Genomic DNA, 22,475 nt, shown 5'->3' with positions numbered 1-22,475 from the left:
TCGTCCTTCGTCCACTGGTGGAGTGCTCGGGGTGGGGAAGCCGGCGCCTTCACCGGCGGAGCTGGAGGCCGCCGCCGAGCAGGTACTGGCCGGCCATCTCGATGTTGGTGGGCGACACGGTGATGTGCTTGGCCGCCGAGTGCATGTCGCGGAAGTACGCCTCGAGCCGGCTGTCGGCGTAGACCGAGCTGGAACCGGCCAGCGTGAAGACCGTGTCGACGGCCTGCGCGCAGTTCTCCGCGATGGTCGCGGCGGACAGCCGCAGCGTGGCGCTGAGCGAGTCGCCGCCGTCCTCGCCGTGTTCCACGGCGTGCCAGGCGGCGTCCGCGAGCAGCAGCCGCGACGAGCGCACCAGGATCTCGGCGCGCGCCAGCCGGTCCTGCACGACGTGACCGGAGGCCAGCGTGGACAGGCCGCCCATCGGCGTCTTGCGGCCTGCGAGTTCCTTGAAGGAGGCCAGGGCGCCACGGGCGATGCCGAGGCAGACCGACGCGGTGCCGAACAGGCCGAAGTCGTAATAGCTGATGGCGTAGGCCCGTGAGGGGCGTGCGGCCGGCGGGAAGGACATCGCGGCCTGGGCGACGGCGTGGTCGTCCGCGACGAGGACGCCGTCGATCTCGTAGTGCACGCTTCCCGTGCCGCGCAGCCCCAGGCTGTGCCAGGTGTCGAGCAGGCGCACGCGGGAGCGCGGCACGAACGCCATCACCATCTCGGGCACGCCGGACTCGCTCATGCGCGGGCTGCCCCGCTCGGTGACGACCGCGGCGGCGACGAACCACTCGGCGTGGGCCGCGCCGCTGGCGAAGGACCAGGTGCCCTCCAGCCGGTAGCCACCGGGCACCCGCTCGGCCCTGCCGGTGGGGTTGACCGATCCGATGACGAGCGAGGACTGGCCGTCGAACAGCTTCTCCGCGGTGCGCTCGGGCAGATAGTCGGAGAAGCGGCCGATGGCCCCCTGGACGCCCATCTGCCAGGCGACCGACGGATCGAGCACCGCGAGTTCCTGGATGACGGCACCGGCGGTGCGCAGGTCGACCTGGTGGCCGCCGAACGCCTTGGAGACGGCCATCCGGTGGATGCCCGCGTCCCGCAGCGCTTCGAACACCTCGACCGGCGCGCGCCTGTCGCGCTCGCCCTGCGCACGGAAGTCCTTGATGACCGGGGCGATGGCGGCCACCCGTTCGAGCCATTCCCGGGTCTCCTCCGGCACCGGTCCGCGGTCGATCAGCTGTGGCTGGTGTGTGTCGTTCATTTCTGCCTTCCTTCGAATTCCCGGGTACACACGGATGCCCTGCCGGACGACAGCGTGGGTCGGGAGATCGCGCGTTCTGGCGGCTGTTCTCCGGGTATCTCCTCCAATTTGCGGAGGAATTTGTTCCAGGTGTCGATGCATTGCCGTACGGCCGTGGCGAGAGCGTCTTTTCCGTGTGCCGGGACATGATGCAGCACATGGTCCGCGCCGCGGCCCGCCAGCATGCGGTTGTCGAGCAGACGCAGCAGCAGCCGGCTGGAGGCGCTGAACCGGAACGCCGGGTCACGGCACAGCTGCGCGAGGACGCCACCCGCACCGGCGCCGGGGTCCGGGCTCCGGGCCGTCGAGGCCTGCGCGGAGCGCGGTGCCGGCTCCGGGGACTCGCCGCGCTCCAGGGCGAGGCGGACCGAGCGGGCCGTGCCCACGGCGATGCCCGCGGCCGCGGCGATCTGCCGCAGCGAGGCGTCCGGGTGGCCGCGGATGAAGTCGGCCGCACGCCGGCGGCCGTCCGCCGCGTTGACCGGGCGTACCCGGCCGTCCAGACCCACCCGGGCGTGCAACTGTGGAACGGCGGTGGTTGAACGCTGCCGCAACTGGGCGACCGTCTTCACCGACAGCCCGGCCGCGGCCGCGATGGCCCGGTCGGACCAGGCGGGATGCGAGGCGACGATCCGCTCGGCGGCGGCCGTGCGCTCGGCGCGGCTGAGCTGCAGGCCGTGCCGCACGTTCAGCTGGACGGCCAGCACGAACGCCTCGGCCGGCGTGCCGTCGAAGTAGCGCACCTCGATGCCGTCCCGGCCGAGCAGCGCGGCGGCGCGCATGCGGTGCATCCCGTCGATCACCCGCATGGTGCCGCGGTGGACCACGATCGGCGGGAACGTCCGGGCGGCAGCCAGGCGCCGTACGTGGACCTCGTCGATCTCGCCGGCCCGTGGCGAGTCGGCGGGCTCCAGGGTGGCCAGGGGCACGAGTGAGACACCGTCGGCCGGCCCGCCGGGCACGCTCTGCGCTCGTACGATCATGTTCTCCCCCTTGAACACGTTCGTCCGGCCGTCCCGGACGCACGTGCGGGACGGCGGGAGCAATCTGGTACAACGATCGCTCGATGACGGTCGGAACGCCTGGAATGAGGAATTCCCAATTCCCCCGTAATGCCTCCGTGGTGGCGCCGGCGTGGAGCCTGCTATTCCAGATTTCGCCGACGGGCACGGAAGTCCGGTGGCTGCCGGGCGGAAATGATGCGTCCCCCGACCGTGGCTGGAACATTACTGTACGGCATTGGCGGGAATACGAATGCGGACTGCCACGAATGACGACTTAGGCACGTGCGGGGGTGAAGTCGCGCACGGTCGGTGCGGAGTCACGCTGCGCACGGATCCGGCCAAGTGAAAACCCCCGGCGGGGACGCGATCGGGCGTCCCCGCCGGGGGTGTGAGGGTACCGGTGGCCTGTCGCGGGCCGGGCCTACTGCGAGGCGGCCGACAGCGCGGCCACTTCCTCGGAGGTCAAGTGCAGTTCGGCCACGGCCAGGAGGTCCGGGAGCTGCTGAAGGGTGCGGGCGCTGGCGATGGGCGCCACGATCGACGGCTGCGCCGCGAGCCAGGCCAGAGCGACGGTGGCGAGGGAGGCCCCGCGCGCCTGCGCGACCCGGGTCAGTTCGGCCAGGACGCGCTCGCCCCGCGGGGTGCCGGCGTACTTGCCGACGTAGCCGGCGCGGGCGGTGCCGGCGGCGATGCCCCGCCGGTGCTTGCCGGTCAGGAAGCCGGAGGCGAGCGCGAAGTAGGGGAGCACCCCCAGCTGGTGACGGAGCGCCAGGTCCTGCGCGCCGCCCTCGAAGGTCCCGCGCTCCATCAGGTTGTAGTGCGGCTGGAGCGCGACGTAGCGCGCCATTCCCTCACGCTCGGAGAACGCCAGGGACGCCTGGAGCCGCTCGGGGCTGATGTTGGAGGCGGCGATCTCCCGTACCTTGCCCTCCCGCACCAGGGCGTCCAGCGCGGCGATGATCTCCTCGACGGGGACGGACGGGTCGTCGAAGTGCGTGTAATACAGGTCCAGGTGGTCGGTGCCGAGGCGGCGCAGCGAGGCTTCCGCGGCGGCCTTGATGTTCTTCGGGCTCAGGCCGCGGTACTCCGGGTGGTTGCTGACCTTGGTGGCGATGACGAGGGAGTCGCGGTCGCCGCGCGTCGCCAGCCACCTGCCGATGATCGACTCCGACTCGCCGCCCTGGTTGCCGGGCACCCAGAACGAGTAGCTGTCGGCCGTGTCGATGGCGTTGCCGCCGGCGGCGACGTAGGCGTCGAGCACCTGGAAGGAGGTCGTCTCGTCGGCCGACCAGCCGAAGACGTTGCCGCCGAGGACGAGCGGGAACACCTCGAGGGACGAGGTGCCGAGCTTCTTGCGGGGGAGGGACATGATGCCCACCTTTCCTGGGGATGCGCTGCTGCGTGGTGTGACGGCAAAGCGGCCGTCGCCGGGGCGGCGACGGCCCGAGGCCCCGACGGAATGGCGCCGCCCGTCGGGGCCGGAGGGAGGGTCGTGCGGTGTCGCTCGTCAGCCGTTGGTGACGGCCGCGGGAGGCTGCTCGGTTCCCTCGGCGGACGTGGCGGCCGTCGGCGCGGCGGCCCCGGAGCGCTCCAGGACGCTGGAGAGCAGGGCCAGCAGCAGGGCACCGCCCGCGAGGGCCGCGCCGACCCAGTTGGCCGAGGTGTAGGCGTGGCCGGCGGCGATGACGAGGCCGCCCAGCCACGCGGCGAGCGCGTTGCCCATGTTGAAGGCACCGATGTTCAGGGCCGAGGCCAGAGTCGGCGCACCGGCGGCCTGGTCCAGCACCCTTTTCTGCAGCGGCGGCACGGTCGCGAAGCCGAGCGCGCCGATCAGGACGACGGTCGCGCCGGCCGCGACCTTGTTGTGGGCGGTGAGCGTGAACAGGGCCAGCACCACGGCGAGGCCGCCGAGGGAGGCGTACAGCATCGGCATCAGGGCCCGGTCGGCGAACTTGCCGCCGCCCAGGTTCCCGGCCACCATGCCGAGGCCGAACAGCACCAGCAGCCAGGTGACCGAGGAGTCCGCGAAGCCGGTGACATCGGTCATCATCGGCGCGATGTAGGTGATCGCCGCGAAGACCCCGCCGAAGCCGAGCACGGTCATGGCCATGGCGAGCAGCACCTGGACGTTGGCCAGCGCGGCGAACTCGTGGCGCACCCGGACCCCTTCGGGCCTGGGTACCTCGGGCACCAGCGCGGCGAGCCCGAACAGAGCGACGACACCGAGCCCGGCGACGATGAAGAAGGTGGTGCGCCAGCCGATGCTCTGCCCGACGAACGTGCCCAGCGGCACGCCGAGGAGGTTCGCCACGGTCAGTCCGGTGAACATCATCGACAGCGCGCGGGCCTGCTTGTCGGGCGCGACCATGCTGGACGCGACGACGGCGCCGATGCCGAAGAAGGAACCGTGCGCGAGCGAGGCGATCACGCGCCCGGTCAGCATCAGCCCGAAGACGGGGGCGGCGGCGGAGAGCGTGTTGCCCAGGACGAACAGTGCCATCAGCAGCATCAGCATGCGTTTGCGGGGGACGCGCGTGCCCAGGATGGTCATCAGCGGGGCGCCGAGCATCACGCCGAGCGCATACCCGGTCACCAGCCATCCGGCGGTCGGGATCGATACGTCGTAGGTGGAGGCGACCTCGGGCAGCAGCCCCATGATGACGAATTCGGTCGTACCGATCCCGAAGGCCCCGACGGCAAGGGCGAGGAGCGCTAGGGGCATGGGGAGAGACCTTCCGATGTGATTGCGTGAACGGTACGGGTGGGGGCGGCGGGTCAGACGGTGAGGCCGCGCTCGTCGAGGACCTCGCGCAGTCCGGCCAGGGCGTTGAGCACCCGGGGGAAGCCGGCCTTGGGGGCGACCTGGACGACGAGCTCCACGAGCTCCTCGGGGGTGAGCCCCTGACGCAGCGCGATCTTGAAGTGGGTCTTCTGCTGCTTGGGCGTGTCACCGAAGCCGATCATGGCGCCGAGGGTGGCGAGCTGGCGCTCGCGCACGCTGATGCCGGGACGGTCGTACACCTCGCCCCAGGCGAACTCCACGATGTAGCGGCCGAGGTCGGGCGCGATCGGGTCGAGGGCGCGGATCACCGTGACACCGTCGTCTCCGGCGATCTGCCGAAGCCGGGCCTCGCCGTACGCGTAACGGTCCCTCTGCCGCTCGGTGTTGGCGCCGACCTCGATCGGGTCGGCCTTCAGGCCGCGCTCCTCGATGGCCGCCCGTACGGCGACGAGCGCGTTGAGCACCCGCGGAATGCCGACGACGAGGATCAGGTGGGTCACCGCCTCCACGACCTGCCGGGGCTCCAGGCCCACGTGCAGCGCGATGCCGGTCTGGCGGCGCACCTGCTCCTGGGTGTCGCCCTGCGCCACCAGGGCCCCGAGGACGGCCAGTTGACGATCGGCGGCGTTCAGGCCGGGCCGGGAGTGCACGTCTCCGTAGGCGAACTCGACGACGTAGCGCGCCAGGTCGGGGGCGATGTCCCGCAGCGACTCGGTGAAGGCCTGCGCGTCCTGGCCGGAGATCTCCTCCAGGCGGGCCTGGCCACGCGTGAAACGGTCCGAAACCTGTCCAGTGGTCATGCGTGTTCACTCCTGATGGGGTGCCGGGTGGTCGGTTGCTGACCCGGGGACGCTACTGCCGGGCCGGTAGGGGCCAGCAAGCAAAGCGTCAGTAGTTCGTACGACCTTGGGAAGTTGCGGCAGCAACCGCCCGATCGCCACCGCGACGGGGGGCGAGACTTGGCCAAGTTGTCGTGAGGGACCGCCGTCCCCGTTGAAAACAAAATCCACGCTATTTACTTTTTCTAGTCGCTCACCATCACACGACGACGGACAGGGGGAGCCATCGTCATGTCAGCGAACCACACAGCCACCATCCGCACACTCGTCCCGCACGGCGGGCCATCGATCGACGCCTACGCCGAGAGCCTCTTCGGGCATCTGCCCCGTTCCGACCAGCGACGCTGGGCCCGCGTCTATCTGGAGGGCCTGCTCACCACGTCCGGCAAGAAGTCGGTGCGCCGACTGGCCGCAGCGGTGACGGAGTCGTCCACCGCGAGCCAGTCACTCCAGCAGTTCATCAACGTCAGCCCCTGGGAGTGGGATCCGGCGCGGACGGAACTGGCGCGCTGGACCGAGCACCACCGGCCCGTCCAGGCGTGGATCCTCGGCATCACCATCCTGCCCAAGCGGGGCGATCGCTCCGTCGGAGTGCACCGGCGGTTCATCCCGCACAGCGGACGGATGGTCAACTGCCAGGTGGCCATGGGCCTGTTCCTGCTGACCGAGAGTGCCTCCGTGCCGGTGGACTGGCAGCTCTTCCTGCCCGACCAGTGGGCCGAGGACGCGCGGCTGCGCAAACTGGCCCACCTTCCCGACGCGGTGCAGGGCCGCCCGCTGTGGTCCCACGTCCTCGGTCTGGTGGACTCGCAGGCGGCCCGTACCACCCAGCCGCACGTGCCCGTCGTCGCCGACTTCAGCGGATGCCCGGACATCCACCGGCTGGCGACCGAACTCACCCGGCGCGGACGGGACTTCGTGATGGCGGTGCCGCCGTCCGCCCTGGTCCGGCCCAGCGGGCCGCTCGGTCAGCAGAACCGGGGGCTGGTGACCGCCCGGGAGTATCTCGGCAGCCACCAGGCCCAGCGCCCCCGCACGGTCATCGCCGCCCTGCCCGACGGCCGCCAGCGCCACGTCCGGGTGGTGTCCGGGCTCGTCCAGATGCCGTCCCCGGCAGGCGGGGCGTCCGCGCGGCACCGCATGTACCGCCTGTTCACCCAGTGGCGTCCGGAGGGCGAGCGGCCCGCGCGGCTGTGGCTGTCCAACATCACCGACGGCAGCATCGGCGAACTGCTGTCCCTGGCGGCGCTGGAGTGCGCGGCCGGCCCCACCCGGGACTCACTGGTGTCGCGGTTCGGACTGCTGGACTTCGAGGGCCGCTCCTTCCCCGGCTGGCACCACCACGTGACCCTGGTCTCGGCCGCGCACGCCTACCACACCCTCTTCGGCCCCGACGCAGGGCTGCCGGAGACGGTCGGCGGCACCGCCTGACCGGACCGTCACCGCTCTGCCCGCCGCCCGGGGCCTCCAGGAGGCAGCCGGCGAGGCGGTCCGCCCCGCGCGCCGGGCGGACCGCCTGGGCCGGCCCGCCCAGGACGGCGGGCCGGACCGCGTCCGCCCGCCGGCGCTCCCCGGCACGCCACGCGGCCCCGCGGAGACGCACCGAGGACCGTCCGGTACGCCGCCGACGCTCGCGCGGGGCGTCGGCGCCCGGTACGCCGGCGTGGTCGTCGCCCGCGTACCCCACGGGTCCGCCGATGTACCGCTCCTCCAGGAAGGCGGCCGGCGCCGTCCCCTCGTCCACGTCCCGGACACGCGGCTCGACGACGCACGCCGTCACGGCGCGCGGGCCCGGCCGGACGACCGGCTCCGCCGACGGCTCGTACGGGGCGGTGAGCGCGCCTTTCTCGTCCGCCCTGCGCACGCCCGGGCCGACGGCGCGGTCCGCGGGCCTCGCCCGGATCCCGGCGTGCGCCTCGGCCGGCGCCGGCGCGGCCCCGGGAATCCGGACCCGTGCCGTGACGGGGTCCCGGCGATCCGCCCCGTACAGCCCCGGCACCTGCGCCCGAGCCGTCGGGCCGGCACCCGGGAGACCCCGCTCCCGCGACATGTCCCGCGGTGGACCGCCGGTCGGCGGACCGACCCGGCCGCCGGCCGCCGCGCGGTGCGCGGTCGCACGGACGGCATCCGGCAACGGCACGGCCGCGGCCGGATCCGGGACGATGCCGACGAGGGTGCCGTCGAAGCCGAGTGCGGGAGCCGCCGACGCCGGATGCCGCAGGACCGCCGCGCGGCCCCGTGCCCCGTCCGGGGTGATGCCGGGCAGCGCCCGCCACGCCTCGCTTACGGCTTCTTTCGCGCCGGGCGCCGGGGCGGCGGTGTCGGTGCGCATGAGTCGCTCCTCGGCCGACGGCTGCTGTCGGCAAGGACGGTACCCACCCGGACCCGTCCCAGCGGCCGTACGGTCGCTTCGCGTACGTCTTTGGCACTTCGGGGAGCGGCCGGTGCACGGCCGGACGGCAAGCACCACGTCCTCACCGACGGCCAGGGAATCCCGCTCGCGGTGTCGTTGACCGGCGCCAACCGCAACGACGTCACCCGGCTCCTGCCCCCGCTCGACAAGGCTCCACGTGGCCGGCGTGGTCGGGCGGCCACGCGGACGGCCGGACACGCTCTTCGCGGACCGCGGCTACGACCACGACGAGTACCGGCGGCTGCCGCGCCCGTTCAGACCTCGTCCGCCGTCCGTTCCTCCGCCTCCTCCGCCGCGTCGTAGGCGGCGCGGGCCCGGGAGATGGCGGACCGGTGGCGCTCGGCCCAGTCCACCAGTCCGGTCAGCGAGGCGTACAGCTCGCGGGCCATCGGTGTGAGGTCGTACTCGACCCTGGGCGGGACGGTCGGGTACACGGTGCGGACGAGGAGTCCGTCCCGCTCCAGGCGGCGCAGGTTGAGGGTGAGCATGCGCCGGCTGATGCCGTGGACGGCGCGCTCGATCTCGGTGAAGCGGATGGGGCCGTGGGCGGCGGCGATCAGGATGCCGATGCTCCACTTGCCGGCCACGTGGTCGAGCACCTCGGTGACCGGACAGGCCTCGACCTGCATGGCCTCGGCAAGGCGGGCCGAACTCCGTGACATTGACGTGCCTCCTTCCACGGAGGGCCCACGTTACCGAACCCGGCCGCCGCCCCACATCGTGCGTCCGGGGGAGGGAGGCGGTCGTCGGCGTGTTCGGTCGTCTCCCTTGACACCCTCCCGTCGCCGCCCCAACACTCCAGCGGTGGGAGAGCGCTCTCCCAACGCCTCCGTACGACCCCTCCTTCCCCGCGTCAAGGAGCCCCCGATGTCACGGAGATCGCAGTTCCTCCCGGGTGCGCTGGTCACCTCCGCCGTGGCGCTGGCCGCGCTCGGCGTCACCACGGTCGCCGCGTCGCCCGCCCCGCACACCGCCGGCGGAACCGCCCACGCCGGCCACACCGTGGCGGTGGCGGCGGCCGCCTCACCCGAGGACCCCGACGGCGACGGCTACATCCCCGCCGTCCCGCCGGTCACCGGCGTCACCCCGTCCACCCAGAACCCATCGCACCGCTACTTCCACGAGTTCCAGGCCAACTGCGCGGTCAGCCACACCAAGGCGGACGACCCGATCGCCCACTCGCAGCAGCCGGGCGCGTCCCACGACCACACGTTCATGGGCAACACCACCACCGACGCGTACAGTACGACCGCCTCGCTGAGCGCGGGCGGCACCACCTGCAAGGCCCCCGGGGACCTGTCCGGCTACTGGATGCCCACCCTGTACGACGGGGACCGGCCCGTCCTGCCGGTCGGCCCGCAGACCATCTACTACAAGGCCGGCGTCACCGACTACACCAGCGTGCGGCCCTTCCCCAAGGGCCTCAGGTTCGTCGTCGGCGACCCGATGCAGAGCGCCGACGCCTTCCGTCACCACCCCGGGTTCGTCGAGGGCTGGGAGTGCGGCGACAGCTACTTCAACACCGAGTTCCCGGCCACCTGCCCGAACCGCGCGGACGTCCAGCTCAACATCCGGTTCCAGGCGCCCAGTTGCTGGGACGGCAGGTATCTGGACACCCCCGACCACCGCAGCCACATGGCCTACCCCGTGGTCAGACCCGGCACGAACGACAACGTCTGTCCCGCCGGCCATCCGGTGGCCCTGCCGATGATCGAGTTCAAGATGGCGTTCCCCGTCAACGGCGACCTGTCCCGGGTCCGGCTGTCCAGCGGCACCGGCCACAGCTTCCACTACGACTTCTTCAACGCCTGGGACGAGCGCACGCTCAAGGCGCTGGTGGACCACTGCGTGGTCGGCGGACTCCAGTGCGACGCCCGTGGCTACGACCAGGCCCACCCCGAGGCCGGGGCCGCCCTGAACACCGACTACCGCCTGCCCTGACGCACCCTCACACCACCGCACACCACGCCCACTTGCACGCCCGCCGACACCCCCGGAGACGCGACCCCACCATGAGACCACCACCCCGCGCCCGCCGCCTCATCGCGCCCCTCACCGCGGGAGCGCTGGCCGCCTGCGCCCTCACCGCCCTGCCGGCCACCCAGGCGCACGCGGCCGGCAGCGTCGTCAAGGTCACCGGCGGGCAGGGCGCCTGGCAGCTCACCGTGGACGGACAGCCGTACCGGATCAAGGGCCTCACCTGGGGCCCGTCCCCGGCCGACGCCGACCGGTACCTGGCCGACCTGAAGTCCATGGGCGTCAACACCATCCGCACCTGGGGCACCGACGCCTCGAGCAAGCCGCTGTTCGACTCCGCCGCCGCGCACGGCATCAAGGTCATCGCCGGTTTCTGGCTCCAGCCCGGCGGCGGTCCCGGCAGCGGCGGCTGCGTCGACTACACGACCGACACCGCCTACAAGAACCGGATGCTCGACGAGTTCCCCACCTGGGTGCGCACCTACAAGGACAACCCGGGCGTACTGATGTGGGACGTCGGCAACGAATCGGTCCTCGGTCTGCAGAACTGCTACAGCGGCACCGAACTGGAACGCCAGCGCGACGCCTACACCGCCTTCGTCAACGACATCACCAAGAAGATCCACGCCGTCGACCCCGACCACCCGGTCACCTCCACGGACGCCTGGGCCGGCGCCTGGCCCTACTTCAAGAAGAACGCCCCCGACCTCGACCTGTACGCCGTCAACGCCTACAACGCCGTCTGCGGCCTGAAGTCCGCCTGGGAGCAGGGCGGTTACACCAAGCCCTACATCGTCACCGAGACCGGTCCGGCCGGCGAGTGGGAGGTGCCCGACGACGCCAACGGGGTGCCGCTGGAACCCTCCGACCAGGCCAAGGCCGACGGCTACACCCGCGCCTGGGGCTGTGTCACCGGGCACCAGGGCGTCGCGCTCGGCGCCACGATGTTCCACTACGGCACCGAGTACGACTTCGGCGGCATCTGGTTCAACCTGCTGCCCGCGGGCGAGAAACGGCTCTCGTACTACGCGGTCAAACGCGCCTACGGCGGGGACACCACGCACGACAACACCCCGCCCGTCGTCACGGACCCGACCGTCGAGGGCGACGCGGGCGCGGTCCCGGCCGGCCGCGACCTCGTCCTGTCCGTCCGCGCCGCCGATCCCGACGGCGACCCGGTCGGCTACGAAGTCCTGGACAGCAGCGCGTACATCGACCAGAACAGGAACCTCGCCTCCCTGCCCTTCACCGACCTCGGCGGCGGCCGGCTGAAGGTGACCGCCCCCGACCGGCCCGGCGTGTGGAAGATCTATGTGAAGGCCAAGGACGGCCATGGCAACGTCGGCGTCGGGACCCGCTCCGTCCGGGTCGTCCCGCCCCCGGTGAACGGCCCCGACCTGGCCCTCGGCAAACCCGCGACGGCCTCCTCCTTCCAGCCGGGCTACGGCGACTGCCCCTGCCCCGCCGCCCACGCCGTCGACGGCGACCCGGACACCCGCTGGGCGAGCGACTGGAGCGACCCCCAGTGGATCCGGGTCGACCTCGGCACCCGCACCGCCTTCCGCCACGTCCGGTTGCTGTGGGAGGCCTCCTACGCCAGGGCGTACAGCGTGCAGACCTCCGACGACGGCCAGACCTGGCAGACCGTGCGGACCGTGACGGACGGGAACGGCGGCGTCGACGACCTCGACGTCGGCGGCACCGGCCGGTACGTCCGGATCAACGGCACCACCCGCGGCACCGGCTGGGGCTACTCGCTGTACGAGTTCGGCGTCTACGGCTGACCGCCCCAGGCACATCGAGGCCGGGCCGGGACCCGGGAGAGCGCTCTACCGGCACCGCCCGACGGGCCGTTAGGGTGCGGGACATGAGCAGACAGGCCCCCACCCTGGAGGACGTCGCCCGGGAGGCCGGCGTCTCCCGGGCCACCGTCTCCCGGGTCGTCAACGGCGTACGCAACGTGGACCCGGCGATCCAGGAGCTGGTCCGCCAGGCCATCCGGCGTACCGGGTACGCGCCCAACCGGGCCGCCCGCTCCCTGGTCACCCGGCGGGCCGAGGCCGTGGCGCTGGTGGTCTCCGGCGCCGGGGACACCTCCGAGGAGGCCCAGGCCGGCTTCGCCGCCCGGGTGTTCGCCGACCCGTTCTTCGGGCGGGTGGTCGCGGGCATCGTCGGCCACCTCCGCCCGCGCTCGGTCCACCCGGTGCTGATGTTCGCCGAGTCCGCCGCCGCCCGCGAGGAGGTGCTCACCTACCTCGGACAGGGCCGGGCCGACGGCGCCCTGGTGGTCTCCAGCCACGCCGACGACCCGCTGCCGGCCCTCCTCGCCGAGGCGTCGCTGCCCGCCGTCCTGTTCGCCCGTCCCGCCCGTCCCGTCCCGCTCAGCCATGTCGACGTGGCCCACCGGGACGGCGGCCGGCTCGCCGCCGAGCACCTGCTCGCCCGGGGCTGCCGCAGACCGGCCACCGTCTCCGGTCCGCTCGCGCTGCCCGCCGGTCAGGAGCGGCTGGCCGGCTTCCGCGACGCCCTCGCCCGGCGGGGCCATGCCCGGGTCCCGGTCGCCGAAGGCGGCTTCACCCACGACAGCGGCCTCGCGGCCATGGCCGCCCTCCTCGCCGAACACCCGGACGTGGACGGGGTGTTCGCGGCCAACGACCTCATGGCGCGCGGCGCCTGCCAGGCGCTGCGGGACCACGGCCGGCGGGTGCCGGAGGACGTCGCGGTCGTCGGCTTCGACGACTCCACGGCCGCCGTCGACCGGCACCCCCACCTGACCACCGTGCGCCAGCCCGTGGAGGACATGGCCGCCGAGATGGCCCGTCTGCTGGACGAACACATCCACGGCACCCGCACCGATCCCACGTCGGTCGTGTTCGCTCCGGAGCTGGTCGTACGGGAATCCGCCTGACGCCACCGCCGGAGCGCGCGGCCGCGCACCGGGAGCGGGTCGGGTCACGCGTGGGTCGACAGGATCATGTACGGCGCGGTGCGGAGCTCCGCCGGGACCGCCGAGGCGCCCGGGCTGTCCGAGGGGAGCGTGGGCAACTCGACGGCGGGGGCGGGGAAGCCGGCCTCGGCCAGGAAACGCCGGTACCGGTCGAGGGAGCGGTAGTACGTGGCGCTCGTCATCGTCGTGCCGTCGCGCAGCCGCAGCAGCGTGGGCACGGTGTCGCCGTCGCCGTAGACCGCCCCCGGCTCGCCGTGGCGCAGCGTGGAGAAGGCCACGCCGGTCGCCGCCGGGTTGAGGTCGGCCAGCAGATACGGCGCACCGGGGCGCAGCACCCGGCGGATCTCGGCGGTGAGGGCGGCCAGCCGCCCGTCGTCCGGGTCGGTGCAGTACACCAGGCAGCACACGGCGGCATCGACGCTGTCGTCGGCGAGCCAGTCCAGGGTGCGGCCGTCGAACAACCGGTAGGAGACACGGGGGTGGGGGCGGTCCGCTCGGGCGATGCCGAGCATGTCGGCCGAGGGGTCGAGGCCCTGGACCTCCCACTCCCCGGCGCTCACGAGCCGCGCCGCGACCGCGCCGGTGCCGCACCCGATGTCCAGGGCCAGCCGGCCGGGCCCGGCCCTCCCCGCGAGCCGCCGCAGCAGGGCGGGGAAGATCAGCTGCTCGGCGAGCCGCATGTCGCGGTCCCGGTAGGCATCGGCCACGGTGGTGGTGTCCCAGCCAAGCGGCTGTTCGTCGGCGGTCAAGGGCTCTGCCTCCTGCACTGAAACGGGCCCGGACGGGTGAAGCGGCACGTTCGGTGGCAGCCTGGCACACGACACCGCCACGGGGCCGCACGGTGGCGGGAATTCCCTCCACGGCGCGTCCGGCGGGCGGTCGTTGACGGGGCCCGCGACTCGTGCCGTACACCGGCCGATGAGTTCTCGCGTGCTCCACGGTCAAAGATCATGAACCATGTGCCGTGGCTGTCACCCTGGTCAGCCGCGCGCGGCTGATGACGAGATACCGAGGAACCCCCAGATGCGTACCCTGATCAGCACCGCCTTCGTCTCGCTCGACGGTGTGGTGGAGGCACCGGGCGGCGAGCCCGGCTACCGGAACTCCGGATGGACCTTCAAGGACATCGAGTTCCTGCCCGAGGCCTTCGAGATCAAGGGCCGGGAACAGCACGAGGCCGGCGCGATGCTGCTGGGCCGGGTCAGCTACCAGGCGTTCAGCCCGGTGTGGCCCGCCATGCCGGAGTTCGCGCAGTACAAGGCGATGCCGAAGTACGTCGTGTCCACCACCCTCACCGAGGGCGACCTGGTGTCGGACTGGGGCGAGACGACGATCCTGCGCTCGCTCGACGAGGTCGCCGCGCTGAAGGCCACCGAGGGCGGCCCGATCATCGTCCACGGCAGTGCCGCCCTGAACCGGAGCCTTTCGGACGCCGGCCTCATCGACCGTTACCACCTGCTCGTCTTCCCGCTCCTGCTCGGCGCGGGCAAGCGCCTGTTCAGCGCCACGGACAAGGACGCCCAGAAGCTGAGGCTGGTCGAGCACGAGGCCTACGCCAACGGCATCCAGAAGAACGTCTTCGACGTCGTACGCTGACCCGCACCCCTACGCGTACCGGCCCCGGCGGAGCCCACCCGGGCGCCGCCCGGCGGATCACCCGGACGGCGGAGCGCTCCGGCGGCGAGCCTGCCCGCCGGCCGCGCGTGCCCACCGCGCCGCGCCGATCACCCGGGGCCGGGTACCGCACCGGGGCGGCGCCGAGCCGTCCACCGGTGCGGCGGCCCGCTCTCCGCCCTGCCGCGCGGTCCGAGCGAGCCGACCGTGCGATTCTCACCGGGCCGCAGCCGTGCCACCGGCGCCCGGCATCCGTGCATGAACGTGAACCCGGTCGCGCCGGCCGGTGGCCAGGCATTCCACCCGGACGCGGTCTACCGCGTCAATGTGGACACCGACGGCGATCACCGGGCCGACGTGGCGTTCGGCTTCGTGTTCTCCCCGCCGGAGGACGGACGGCAGACCGTCACCGTCCACCGGGCGGAGGGTGACCAGGCGCGCGAGCACGAGGCCGCCGGGCGGACGCTGTTCACCGACGCCCCCGTGAGCCTCGGCACCGAGGCCCGGGTGGCCGAGTCCGGGCCGTACACCTTCTTCGCCGGCTTGCGCGGGTGAGCCTGCGCGAGAACGGACGGCTGAAGTCCGTCGACCGCGGTGCCCACCCCTCCCTGACCGCCTACTGCAACACCGACGACGTCGCCTCCGCCCCGGTCGCGATGCCCACCGCGGGCAAGGTCACCACCGGCCACATCGGCCCCCACACCGGCTGACGGACCGAGGACCGGCTCCGCCCCGTGGTGCCCCTGGCGTACCCCTCGCGGGTGCATTCGGGCGAAAGTGTCGATACCGTCGGATTCACGGACCAGCAGGCCCCAGAGGCCGCCTGGCGGTCGGCAATGGCCCGTTCGACGGTGGACGCCACGGCCCGGCTGCCAGGCCAGTCAGGGAGACAGGCATGAGCCGAGCCAAGCGCAGGCCCAGCAGCACCTTCCACGGACGGATGACACCCGGGCGGGACGGTGGCTCCGGCCCTGCCGCGAAGACCGGGCCGACCGGACGCCGGCGCGCGGTGCCGCCCGACGAGACCGACGGCCGGCCGATACCCGGCGGGAAGTCCGTACCCCCGGAGCGGCCCGGCCTTCCCGACGGCACGGGTGCGACGGCCGAGCACCCCGCGCCTGCCCCTGCCGGTGCCCCTGCCTCCGGTGCTGCCCTCGTATCCCCGCAGACGCCCGCTCCGCCGGATCCGTCCGGCCCGCCCGGGTCCGTAGGGTCCGCCGCCGGTGCCGGACGGTCCGGGCCGGTCTTCGGTCCCCGGAGCCGGCGGGTGCCCGGCGGCGGGGCGCCCGTGTCGGGCCGGCGGCCGATACGGCTGCGTCTGTCGGAGGCCGATCCCTGGTCGGTGATGGTGACGAGCTTCCTCCTGCTGGCCGGGCTCGGTGTGCTCGTGGTCGCCACGGCGGGCGTCGCCTGGATCATGCTGAACGCCATGGCACCGGATGTCCTGCCGGCGTTCAGCACCTTCCTGGCCGTCGCCGTCGGAGTCGTCATCGCGGAAGTCGTCCTGGGCACCGGCCTGGTGACGCTGGGCGCCTTCCTCTACAACCTGTCGGCGCAGTACAGCGGCGGTGTCGAGATAGCCGTGACCGAGGCCCTGACCGGACCGTCCCCGGCCGACGCGCGGGCCCTGCTGCTCATGGCCAGGGCCCGCCGTCGTCTGCGTACGCACATCCCGACGCGGACAGAGCGCGACCGACGTACGGACTGACTCGTACGGACTGACCGTCGTACGGCCGGGCCGTCGTGCGGCGGCCTGAGTGTCGCGGCGGTACCCGGTCCGGCGCGGTGCGTTCAGTCGCCGACCAGTGCCAGGACCTCGTTCAGGTTGTGCTCGGCGATGCCCGCCATCGCCGCCCGGTCGGGGAAGTCCCCGTCGAGCAGGCGCAGCGGTCCCGCCGTCAGCGAGAGCCGCTGGGCCAGCAGGTACAGCGCGAGCCGGTCCGCGTCCAGTCCGTCCACCGCCAGCGGCCCGTACGCCTCGTGCAGGCGGATGCGCAGGAAGACGTGCTCCCACTCGATGTCGAAGTACATCGTGCCCTCGATATCGATCAGCACGGGGTTCCCGTCCGCGTCCACCAAGACGTGATCGGGGCCCAGTTCGCCGTGCACGACGGCGTACTCCGCGCGGGGCCGCACCGCGCCCGCCAGGCGCAGCAGCCGCTGGGCCAGCCGGTCGCGGGCCGCCGCGATCCGGGGGTCGCGCGACGCCGCCTCGGCGAGGTCCCGCAACGCGCGGGCCAGGACGGCCTCCTCGCACGACGACCCCCGCGACCTGCCGCCCTGGTCGACCACGGCCACCTTGCCGTACGCCGGTGCGCGGTGCCGGCGCATCGCCTCCAGGGCCTCGGCGAGCCGGGCCATGACCGGGGCCGCCGCACGCGGGTCCCGGGCGAGCACCTGCTCCAGCGTCTGGCCCGGCAGGTCCTCCACGACGGCGAGGCCGGCCGAGCCGTCGCCGTCGGCGTGGTCGACGAGGCGGATCGCCGGGACACGGACGCCGAGCGCGCTCAGGCGTGCGTGCGCGGCCTCGAACAGATCGAGCCCGAGCCCCGGCGAGAACGGGTCGGTGAGGTCGTCGTCGCCCTCGGCCGCCGGCCAGTAGTTCTCGGTGTCGTCCCACAGGTAGGCGATCGCGGTCGTCGCGTCGTCCATCACCAGGCGGTACACGCCCTTCTTGCTGCCGCCCGTGACCCGCTCGACCGCCACCAGCCGCCGCCCACCGCCCAGCGCGGCCCGCGCCGCCCCCGCCAACCGCTCCCGCGCGACCACCGTCAATGCCACGTCACCGACCGCCTCTCCTCCCGCCACGACTCGCGCACCTTACGCGGCCACGACGACGGGCGGCCAGGGGGAACCCGGCCCTGGGCTCTTCCCTGTCCGGCCCTGAGCTTGTCCCGGGCCGGACAGGGACCGGTGGATAGAGTCGGGGCATGTATCCGGTCGAACGTTCCGGCACCCGTCTGGCCCTCCGGGAACTGAGCACCGAGGACGTGAACGCGGTGCCGGCCGTCTACGGCAGCCCGGAGGCGACGGAGCACCTGTCGTTCGAGCCGCGCGGCCGAGAGGAGGCCGGCCGGATCGTGGCGCGCTCCATCGCCGCAGCCGCCGAGACGCCGCGCGGGGAATACGCGCTCGCCGTTGTCGAGCGGGAAAGCGCCGAACTCGTCGGCTTCGGAAGGCCGGACCTCGATCCTCACCAACAGGGTGGCGCCACCCTGGGCTTCGCGCTGCGCCCACGGTCCTGGGGCGCCGGCTACGGCGTCGAGATGGTACGGCTCCTGCTCGGCTTAGGCTTCGGCTTCGGCTTCGACGACCTGCGCCCGCACCGGATCTGGGGCGCGCGGTCTCCGCGCAACGAGGCATCCGACCGGACCATGGCGGCCGTCGGCATGGTCGAAGAGGGCGTCATCCGGGAGCACGTCCTGAAGGGCGGAGCGTGGCGGGACTCCGTGGTGCACGCCATCCTCGACCGCGAAGGGCACGCGGCGACGCAGGGCCGCCCTGCCGGAGACTGATGCCCGCACCCTCGCACAGAGATGTGCCGGGGCGCGGCGGTAGGGTGAAGATCCGTGACAGAACACGCGGCCCAGTACCGCCCCCATCCGCTCCCGTCGCGTCCGCTCCGCATAGCCGCCGCTCAGGCGCAGGCAGAGGCCGGTGATGTCGACGCCAACGCGGCCACCGTCGCGGCCATGGTCCACGACGCCGCCCGGGCCGGGGCCCGGCTCGTGGTCTTCCCGGAGAAGTTCCTCAGCGGTTACGAGCCCGACCTCGTCCGGTCCGACCCGCGGCGATGCGCCGTGCGGTCCGGCGACCCGCGGCTGGCCCCCATCGCCGACGCCTGCCGGGAGACCGGCACGGTCGCCGTGGTCGGCGCCGCGTTCCACGCCCAGGACGATCTGTATGTGTCGGCCCTGGTCATCGACGCGAACGGGGAACTCGCCGCCCGTTACGACAAGCAGCACCTGTTCACGTCGGAACACGAGATCTATCGCGCGGGTGCGGCCGGGTGCACCCTGGAGCTGGAGGGCTGGCGCCTGGGGCTGGGCATCTGCTACGACTCCGGCTTTCCCGAGCACGCCCGTGCGGCGGCGCTGGACGGCTGCCACGCCTACGTCGTCGGCGCCCTGTTCGGGGTCGGCAACGGGTACCACGAATCACGCACATGGTTCCCGGCACGGGCTCTGGACAACACCTGCTACGCGGTGCTCGCCAATCACATCGGCACTACGGGGGGCTGGAACGCCTGCGGATCCAGCGCCATCTGGGGCCCGGACGGACGACCGCTCGCCGAGGCCGCCGTGGACCGGCCCGAGCTGATCACCGCCGACCTCGCCCAGGAGGTCCTGCGTGCCGTCCGCGCCTCCGAACCCATGCTGAGCGACCTGGGTGACACGACCGCGCACACCCGGACCCGGCACCGGCTCGGCTGACGCGCTTTCAGCCCCGTCGCCTAGGCTCTAGTCTCAGGGCGGAGTGGCGAATTCGGGAGGGCTGGGGCGTGCGGAAGACGGAGACACACTCGGTGCCGGCGCCGGCGACGGCGCCGAGGAGGCGCGTCCAGGACACGGCCTCGGACCTCGGCCCCGGCCGGGCACCGCATCCCGCCGGACTCGCCGTGCTCCAGCGGACGGTGGGCAACGCGGCCGTGACCCGCCGGGTGCAGCGCCAGGCCGATCCCGACGTGCGGGAGGAGGCCCGGCGGAACGCCGCCGACCCCACCGCGCACGGCGAATGGAGCACGTTCCGCGCCATGATGGCCCAGGCGGGGCTTCCCCGACGATGTCACGGACGCGGCCTGGCAGCTCGTGCTCGGCGGCATCGCGGAGCAGGGCCGGCTCAACGACGAGGCCATGACGAGGTTCACCGTACGCCAGGAGCAGCGCGAGCACCGCGCGTCGAACAGCTGGTACCAGGAGCTGGTGAAGATGGTCGGTGACTACCTGGGCATCGACACGCCGACGATGGCGCTCTGGTCGGGAGGCAGGGAGGTCAGCGACTACGCCCTCGCCAAGGGCCACACCCCCCTGGAGGCGACGCCGTTCGGCGGGGTGGTCGACAAGCTGACCCTCACCTCGGACTGGATGCTCAAGACACCGATGTGGAACGTCCTGTCCAAAGCCTTCGTGAGCCGCGCCCGCGGCCCTGTCCACATCTTTCTACGGGCGTACAACCCCGACAGCGTCCTCATCGCACAGGAAGTGCCGCAACTGCGCGTGATCATGGCCCTCCACCCGGCGGTGAGGCTCGTCTGGCACCCGGTGTACGCCGCGTCAGACGGGCGGCTGATGGAGGTCACCAAGAACCTCGAACTGGCCTCGGACGCGTCCTACTCCACCCGGGACGAGTGCGTGCAGGTCCTCTACGACTACCTCCGCCTCCTCCACGACCCGGCCAACACCCACTCCCGGCGCGCCCACGCGGACATGAGCGCCCGCCTCGCCGCCAACGGGAACCCGCAGTAGGCCGATACAACCGGCACCGGCTGGACGGGTGTTGAGTTCACCCATAGGCGAATGCCTAGCGTCGGCGCCATGACAGAAGAAGCGCTCGACAACCGGCTCGCGGAATGAACGAGCCGACGATGCCGGCAGTGCGCGCGGCGAACAGGCTGACCGGAGCGGAGGTGCGCGCCGCGATCGTGCTGGCGTCCGGCGGACTGATGGCGGTGCTGGACGCGACGATCGTCGCGGTCGCGCTGCCCCGGCTGATGGCGGCGTTCGGCACGTCGTTGGCCGCCGCCCAATGGATCATCACCGCGTACACGCTCGCCATGGTCGCGACGATGCCGCTCGCCGCGGGTCTCGCCGCACGCTGGGGCGCGCGTCGGGTGTACCTGGCGGCGCTGCTCGGTTTCGCGGTCGCCTCCGTCGCCGCCGGGGCGTCCGGCAGCCTGGGCTGGCTGATCGCCGCCCGAGCGGCACAGGGCCTCGCCGGTGGCCTGATGACGCCCCTCGGGATGGCGATCGGCTTCGGGGCGGTCGCACCGGCGCGCCGCGGCCGGATGATGGCGATCACCGGTCTGCCGATGCTGATCGGGCCGATCCTGGGCCCGGTGCTCGGCGCGTTGCTCCTGGGCACCGGGTCGTGGCGGCCTCTGTTCTTCATCACCGTGCCATCGGCACTGCTGGGCGCCGTCGGCACGCTCGCCTGGCTGCCGGCCGATGCGGCACGCGGACGGCGCGGCCGGCTCGACCTGCTCGGAGCGGTGCTGCTGGTTCCGGGACTCGTCGCGGTGGCCTACGGCATCAGCGCGCAGGACGGCCCGGCCTGGACACGGATCACCACGGCCGCCCTCGGTGCGGGGTCGGTCGCGGTGTTCGCGGTGCGGGCGCTCGGCCACCCGGAACCGCTGTTGCGGATCGGTCTGCTGCGGAATCCGGTGTTCGGCCGGGGCGCCGCGGTCCTCGCCCTGTACGCGGCTCCCTACTTCGGCACGGTCGTGCTGATGCCCGCCTACGTGCAGATCCTGCGGGCGGACAGCGCGTCGGTCACGGCGGCGTTGATGGTTCCCGGAACGGTCGGCATGGGAATCAGCGTGCAGTTCGCCGCCCGCTGCCTCGAACGGCTCGGCCCCCGGCTGGTCGTCGGCACCGGCCTGGGCCTCGCGATCGGATCCGGCCTCGTCCAGGTGATCGTGGTCCGGCCGGACACCCCCTACGCGCTGCTCGGGCTGCTCGGGTTCTTCCAAGGGGCGGGGACCGGCGCGGTGATGATGCCGACGATCTCCGGTTCCAGCCGCGATCTCCACGGCCCCGACCTGGCCTCGGCCTCCGCGCTGCTGTCGCTGGTGAGCACCGTCGCGAACGGCCTGGGCACGGCGGCGGTCAGCGCGCTCTTCACGGGACTCACGGCCACGATGACCGGCGGCGCCTCGCTGTCGGCCGTGACCGACGGCGGAGCGGCGGCCAGAGCCGAGTACGCGGCCACCCTCGTGGACGCCCAGCGGCTGACCCAAGCGGCGGCCCTCGTCGTGATGTCGCTGGCCCTGGTCGTACGCCTGCGCTCCCCACGCCGCGCCCCCGTGATACTTGACCGGCAGGAATCACCGGCGGACCAGGGACGGACCTCATGACAGTCGTCGAACACGTGGACTGTGAAGCGAGCCAGGCGACACTGACGGTCGGGCAGGTGGCCAGGGCCGCGGGAGTGACCGCCAACGCCGTCCGCTTCTACGAGCGTTACGGGGTCATCAGCGCCCACCGGAACAGCGGCAACGCCCGCCGGTTCACCGTCGACGCGATCTGCCGGATCAGGCTCGCCCGCGCCGCGCAACGCGTGGGGATCACCCTGAAGGAGAGCGCGGACATCCTCGCCGGTATCCCGCCCCTGTCACCCGACCTCGACCGGTGGGCAGCCGCGGGGGAGGAACTCGTCCGGATGGGCCGGGAACGCATCAGCCGGTTGCAGGCGACCGTGAACGAACTGTCCACGCTCGGATTCCTGCGGGCGGACCTGCCGGCAGCCCCGCGCCCCCACTGAGGTACGCGGCGTACCCCCGCCTCAACGGGCTTGCCCACTCAGGCCGTTGACGCATTGGTCCAGACCTTCTACGTTGAAAGCGCTCGGTCAGGCAACGCGCACCCACGGTTCACCTCACCCCTGTAC

The 22,475-nt window shown here is 72.7% G+C and carries 21 protein-coding genes and 1 pseudogene; 14 read left to right on the top strand and 8 right to left on the bottom strand.

The genetic code is table 11. From position 1 onward, the window contains the following. Positions 1 to 49 precede the first annotated feature (49 nt). From IH25_RS0118135 to IH25_RS0118115, 5 genes are all read right to left on the bottom strand, one after another. Positions 50 to 1,252 (bottom strand): acyl-CoA dehydrogenase family protein, encoded by a 1,203-nt coding sequence (locus IH25_RS0118135; RefSeq protein WP_051753994.1) that lies wholly within the window; start codon positions 1,250 to 1,252, stop codon positions 50 to 52. Beyond that, complete coding sequence (locus IH25_RS0118130; protein ID WP_078844314.1) at positions 1,249 to 2,274, bottom strand: ParB/RepB/Spo0J family partition protein; 1,026 nt, start codon at positions 2,272 to 2,274, stop codon at positions 1,249 to 1,251. Before IH25_RS0118130 ends, IH25_RS0118135 begins: the two co-directional genes overlap by 4 nt. Before the next feature lie 442 nt (positions 2,275 to 2,716). Beyond that, positions 2,717 to 3,664 (bottom strand): aldo/keto reductase, encoded by a 948-nt coding sequence (locus IH25_RS0118125; protein ID WP_392636742.1) that lies wholly within the window; start codon positions 3,662 to 3,664, stop codon positions 2,717 to 2,719. A gap of 138 nt (positions 3,665 to 3,802) precedes the next feature. Continuing rightward, positions 3,803 to 5,017 (bottom strand): MFS transporter, encoded by a 1,215-nt coding sequence (locus tag IH25_RS0118120; RefSeq protein WP_030610899.1) that lies wholly within the window; start codon positions 5,015 to 5,017, stop codon positions 3,803 to 3,805. Between the two features lie 53 nt (positions 5,018 to 5,070). Beyond that, the gene (locus tag IH25_RS0118115) at positions 5,071 to 5,877 is read right to left on the bottom strand and encodes a carboxymuconolactone decarboxylase family protein (protein ID WP_030610896.1); all 807 of its coding nucleotides are present in this window, start codon (positions 5,875 to 5,877) and stop codon (positions 5,071 to 5,073) included. Positions 5,878 to 6,147: 270 nt separating this feature from the next. Between IH25_RS0118115 and IH25_RS0118110 the strand changes: the two genes are divergently transcribed. Together IH25_RS0118110 and IH25_RS42310 are read left to right on the top strand one after the other, a co-directional pair. Beyond that, positions 6,148 to 7,347, top strand: coding sequence for an IS701 family transposase (locus tag IH25_RS0118110; protein ID WP_051753992.1), 1,200 nt, complete (start codon positions 6,148 to 6,150; stop codon positions 7,345 to 7,347). A gap of 1,018 nt (positions 7,348 to 8,365) precedes the next feature. Beyond that, positions 8,366 to 8,567: pseudogene (locus IH25_RS42310) on the top strand (transposase); the annotation flags it as partial. Between the two features lie 16 nt (positions 8,568 to 8,583). On the opposite strand, the gene IH25_RS0118105 reads toward IH25_RS42310, so the two are convergent. Beyond that, positions 8,584 to 8,991, bottom strand: coding sequence for a winged helix-turn-helix transcriptional regulator (locus IH25_RS0118105; RefSeq protein WP_030610891.1), 408 nt, complete (start codon positions 8,989 to 8,991; stop codon positions 8,584 to 8,586). A 205-nt stretch (positions 8,992 to 9,196) separates the two neighbouring features. Between IH25_RS0118105 and IH25_RS0118100 the strand changes: the two genes are divergently transcribed. From IH25_RS0118100 to IH25_RS0118090, 3 genes are all read left to right on the top strand, one after another. Beyond that, the gene (locus IH25_RS0118100) at positions 9,197 to 10,270 is read left to right on the top strand and encodes a DUF1996 domain-containing protein (RefSeq protein ID WP_030610888.1); all 1,074 of its coding nucleotides are present in this window, start codon (positions 9,197 to 9,199) and stop codon (positions 10,268 to 10,270) included. A 71-nt stretch (positions 10,271 to 10,341) separates the two neighbouring features. Beyond that, positions 10,342 to 12,090, top strand: coding sequence for a discoidin domain-containing protein (locus IH25_RS0118095; RefSeq protein ID WP_030610884.1), 1,749 nt, complete (start codon positions 10,342 to 10,344; stop codon positions 12,088 to 12,090). 83 nt (positions 12,091 to 12,173) lie between these two features. Then, positions 12,174 to 13,214, top strand: coding sequence for a LacI family DNA-binding transcriptional regulator (locus IH25_RS0118090; protein ID WP_030610881.1), 1,041 nt, complete (start codon positions 12,174 to 12,176; stop codon positions 13,212 to 13,214). A 44-nt stretch (positions 13,215 to 13,258) separates the two neighbouring features. Here the strand turns inward: IH25_RS0118090 and IH25_RS38585 are convergent, their stop codons facing one another. Continuing rightward, entirely contained in the window at positions 13,259 to 14,002 is a 744-nt protein-coding gene (locus IH25_RS38585) for a class I SAM-dependent methyltransferase (protein ID WP_051753991.1), read from the bottom strand. Between the two features lie 274 nt (positions 14,003 to 14,276). On the opposite strand from IH25_RS38585, the gene IH25_RS0118080 reads away from it, so the two are divergent. From IH25_RS0118080 to IH25_RS42305, 4 genes are all read left to right on the top strand, one after another. After that, positions 14,277 to 14,849: a dihydrofolate reductase family protein gene (locus tag IH25_RS0118080; protein WP_030610875.1), complete on the top strand. Its 573-nt coding sequence runs from the start codon at positions 14,277 to 14,279 to the stop codon at positions 14,847 to 14,849. 276 nt (positions 14,850 to 15,125) lie between these two features. After that, positions 15,126 to 15,422 (top strand): DUF4331 family protein, encoded by a 297-nt coding sequence (locus tag IH25_RS0118075; RefSeq protein WP_030610872.1) that lies wholly within the window; start codon positions 15,126 to 15,128, stop codon positions 15,420 to 15,422. Beyond that, entirely contained in the window at positions 15,419 to 15,577 is a 159-nt protein-coding gene (locus tag IH25_RS41230; protein ID WP_157846984.1) for a hypothetical protein, read from the top strand. Before IH25_RS0118075 ends, IH25_RS41230 begins: the two co-directional genes overlap by 4 nt. Before the next feature lie 578 nt (positions 15,578 to 16,155). Beyond that, the gene (locus tag IH25_RS42305) at positions 16,156 to 16,575 is read left to right on the top strand and encodes a DUF3566 domain-containing protein (protein ID WP_245172814.1); all 420 of its coding nucleotides are present in this window, start codon (positions 16,156 to 16,158) and stop codon (positions 16,573 to 16,575) included. Positions 16,576 to 16,658: 83 nt separating this feature from the next. Here the strand turns inward: IH25_RS42305 and IH25_RS0118060 are convergent, their stop codons facing one another. Further along, complete coding sequence (locus IH25_RS0118060; RefSeq protein WP_245172826.1) at positions 16,659 to 17,534, bottom strand: phosphotransferase family protein; 876 nt, start codon at positions 17,532 to 17,534, stop codon at positions 16,659 to 16,661. Between the two features lie 263 nt (positions 17,535 to 17,797). Here IH25_RS0118060 and IH25_RS0118055 point away from each other — a divergent pair, with 263 nt between their 5' ends. The 5 genes from IH25_RS0118055 (at position 17,798) to IH25_RS0118035 (ending at position 22,349) form a co-directional block, all read left to right on the top strand. After that, positions 17,798 to 18,382 (top strand): GNAT family N-acetyltransferase, encoded by a 585-nt coding sequence (locus tag IH25_RS0118055; protein WP_030610863.1) that lies wholly within the window; start codon positions 17,798 to 17,800, stop codon positions 18,380 to 18,382. A 54-nt stretch (positions 18,383 to 18,436) separates the two neighbouring features. Continuing rightward, complete coding sequence (locus IH25_RS0118050; protein ID WP_051753989.1) at positions 18,437 to 19,300, top strand: carbon-nitrogen hydrolase family protein; 864 nt, start codon at positions 18,437 to 18,439, stop codon at positions 19,298 to 19,300. 375 nt (positions 19,301 to 19,675) lie between these two features. Further along, entirely contained in the window at positions 19,676 to 20,332 is a 657-nt protein-coding gene (locus tag IH25_RS0118045; protein ID WP_030610857.1) for a hypothetical protein, read from the top strand. Between the two features lie 119 nt (positions 20,333 to 20,451). Then, entirely contained in the window at positions 20,452 to 21,942 is a 1,491-nt protein-coding gene (locus tag IH25_RS0118040) for a DHA2 family efflux MFS transporter permease subunit (protein WP_051753988.1), read from the top strand. After that, positions 21,939 to 22,349: a MerR family transcriptional regulator gene (locus IH25_RS0118035; RefSeq protein ID WP_051753987.1), complete on the top strand. Its 411-nt coding sequence runs from the start codon at positions 21,939 to 21,941 to the stop codon at positions 22,347 to 22,349. Before IH25_RS0118040 ends, IH25_RS0118035 begins: the two co-directional genes overlap by 4 nt. The last annotated feature ends 126 nt before the right edge of the window (positions 22,350 to 22,475 follow it).

Source organism: Streptomyces achromogenes subsp. achromogenes, from assembly GCF_000720835.1.
Lineage (GTDB): Bacteria > Actinomycetota > Actinomycetes > Streptomycetales > Streptomycetaceae > Streptomyces > Streptomyces achromogenes.
This window is presented reverse-complemented; position numbering and strand designations above follow the sequence as displayed.

Excerpts from the sequence above, each read along its gene's own strand:
- IH25_RS0118135 (WP_051753994.1), bottom strand. The coding sequence starts at position 1,252 with ATGAACGACACACACCAGCCACAGCTGATCGACCGCGGACCGGTGCCG.
- IH25_RS0118130 (WP_078844314.1), bottom strand. The coding sequence starts at position 2,274 with ATGATCGTACGAGCGCAGAGCGTGCCCGGCGGGCCGGCCGACGGTGTC.
- IH25_RS0118125 (WP_392636742.1), bottom strand. The coding sequence starts at position 3,664 with ATGTCCCTCCCCCGCAAGAAGCTCGGCACCTCGTCCCTCGAGGTGTTC.
- IH25_RS0118120 (WP_030610899.1), bottom strand. The coding sequence starts at position 5,017 with ATGCCCCTAGCGCTCCTCGCCCTTGCCGTCGGGGCCTTCGGGATCGGT.
- IH25_RS0118115 (WP_030610896.1), bottom strand. The coding sequence starts at position 5,877 with ATGACCACTGGACAGGTTTCGGACCGTTTCACGCGTGGCCAGGCCCGC.
- IH25_RS0118110 (WP_051753992.1), top strand. The coding sequence starts at position 6,148 with ATGTCAGCGAACCACACAGCCACCATCCGCACACTCGTCCCGCACGGC.
- IH25_RS0118105 (WP_030610891.1), bottom strand. The coding sequence starts at position 8,991 with ATGTCACGGAGTTCGGCCCGCCTTGCCGAGGCCATGCAGGTCGAGGCC.
- IH25_RS0118100 (WP_030610888.1), top strand. The coding sequence starts at position 9,197 with ATGTCACGGAGATCGCAGTTCCTCCCGGGTGCGCTGGTCACCTCCGCC.
- IH25_RS0118095 (WP_030610884.1), top strand. The coding sequence starts at position 10,342 with ATGAGACCACCACCCCGCGCCCGCCGCCTCATCGCGCCCCTCACCGCG.
- IH25_RS0118090 (WP_030610881.1), top strand. The coding sequence starts at position 12,174 with ATGAGCAGACAGGCCCCCACCCTGGAGGACGTCGCCCGGGAGGCCGGC.
- IH25_RS0118080 (WP_030610875.1), top strand. The coding sequence starts at position 14,277 with ATGCGTACCCTGATCAGCACCGCCTTCGTCTCGCTCGACGGTGTGGTG.
- IH25_RS0118075 (WP_030610872.1), top strand. The coding sequence starts at position 15,126 with ATGAACGTGAACCCGGTCGCGCCGGCCGGTGGCCAGGCATTCCACCCG.
- IH25_RS0118055 (WP_030610863.1), top strand. The coding sequence starts at position 17,798 with ATGTATCCGGTCGAACGTTCCGGCACCCGTCTGGCCCTCCGGGAACTG.
- IH25_RS0118040 (WP_051753988.1), top strand. The coding sequence starts at position 20,452 with ATGCCGGCAGTGCGCGCGGCGAACAGGCTGACCGGAGCGGAGGTGCGC.
- IH25_RS0118035 (WP_051753987.1), top strand. The coding sequence starts at position 21,939 with ATGACAGTCGTCGAACACGTGGACTGTGAAGCGAGCCAGGCGACACTG.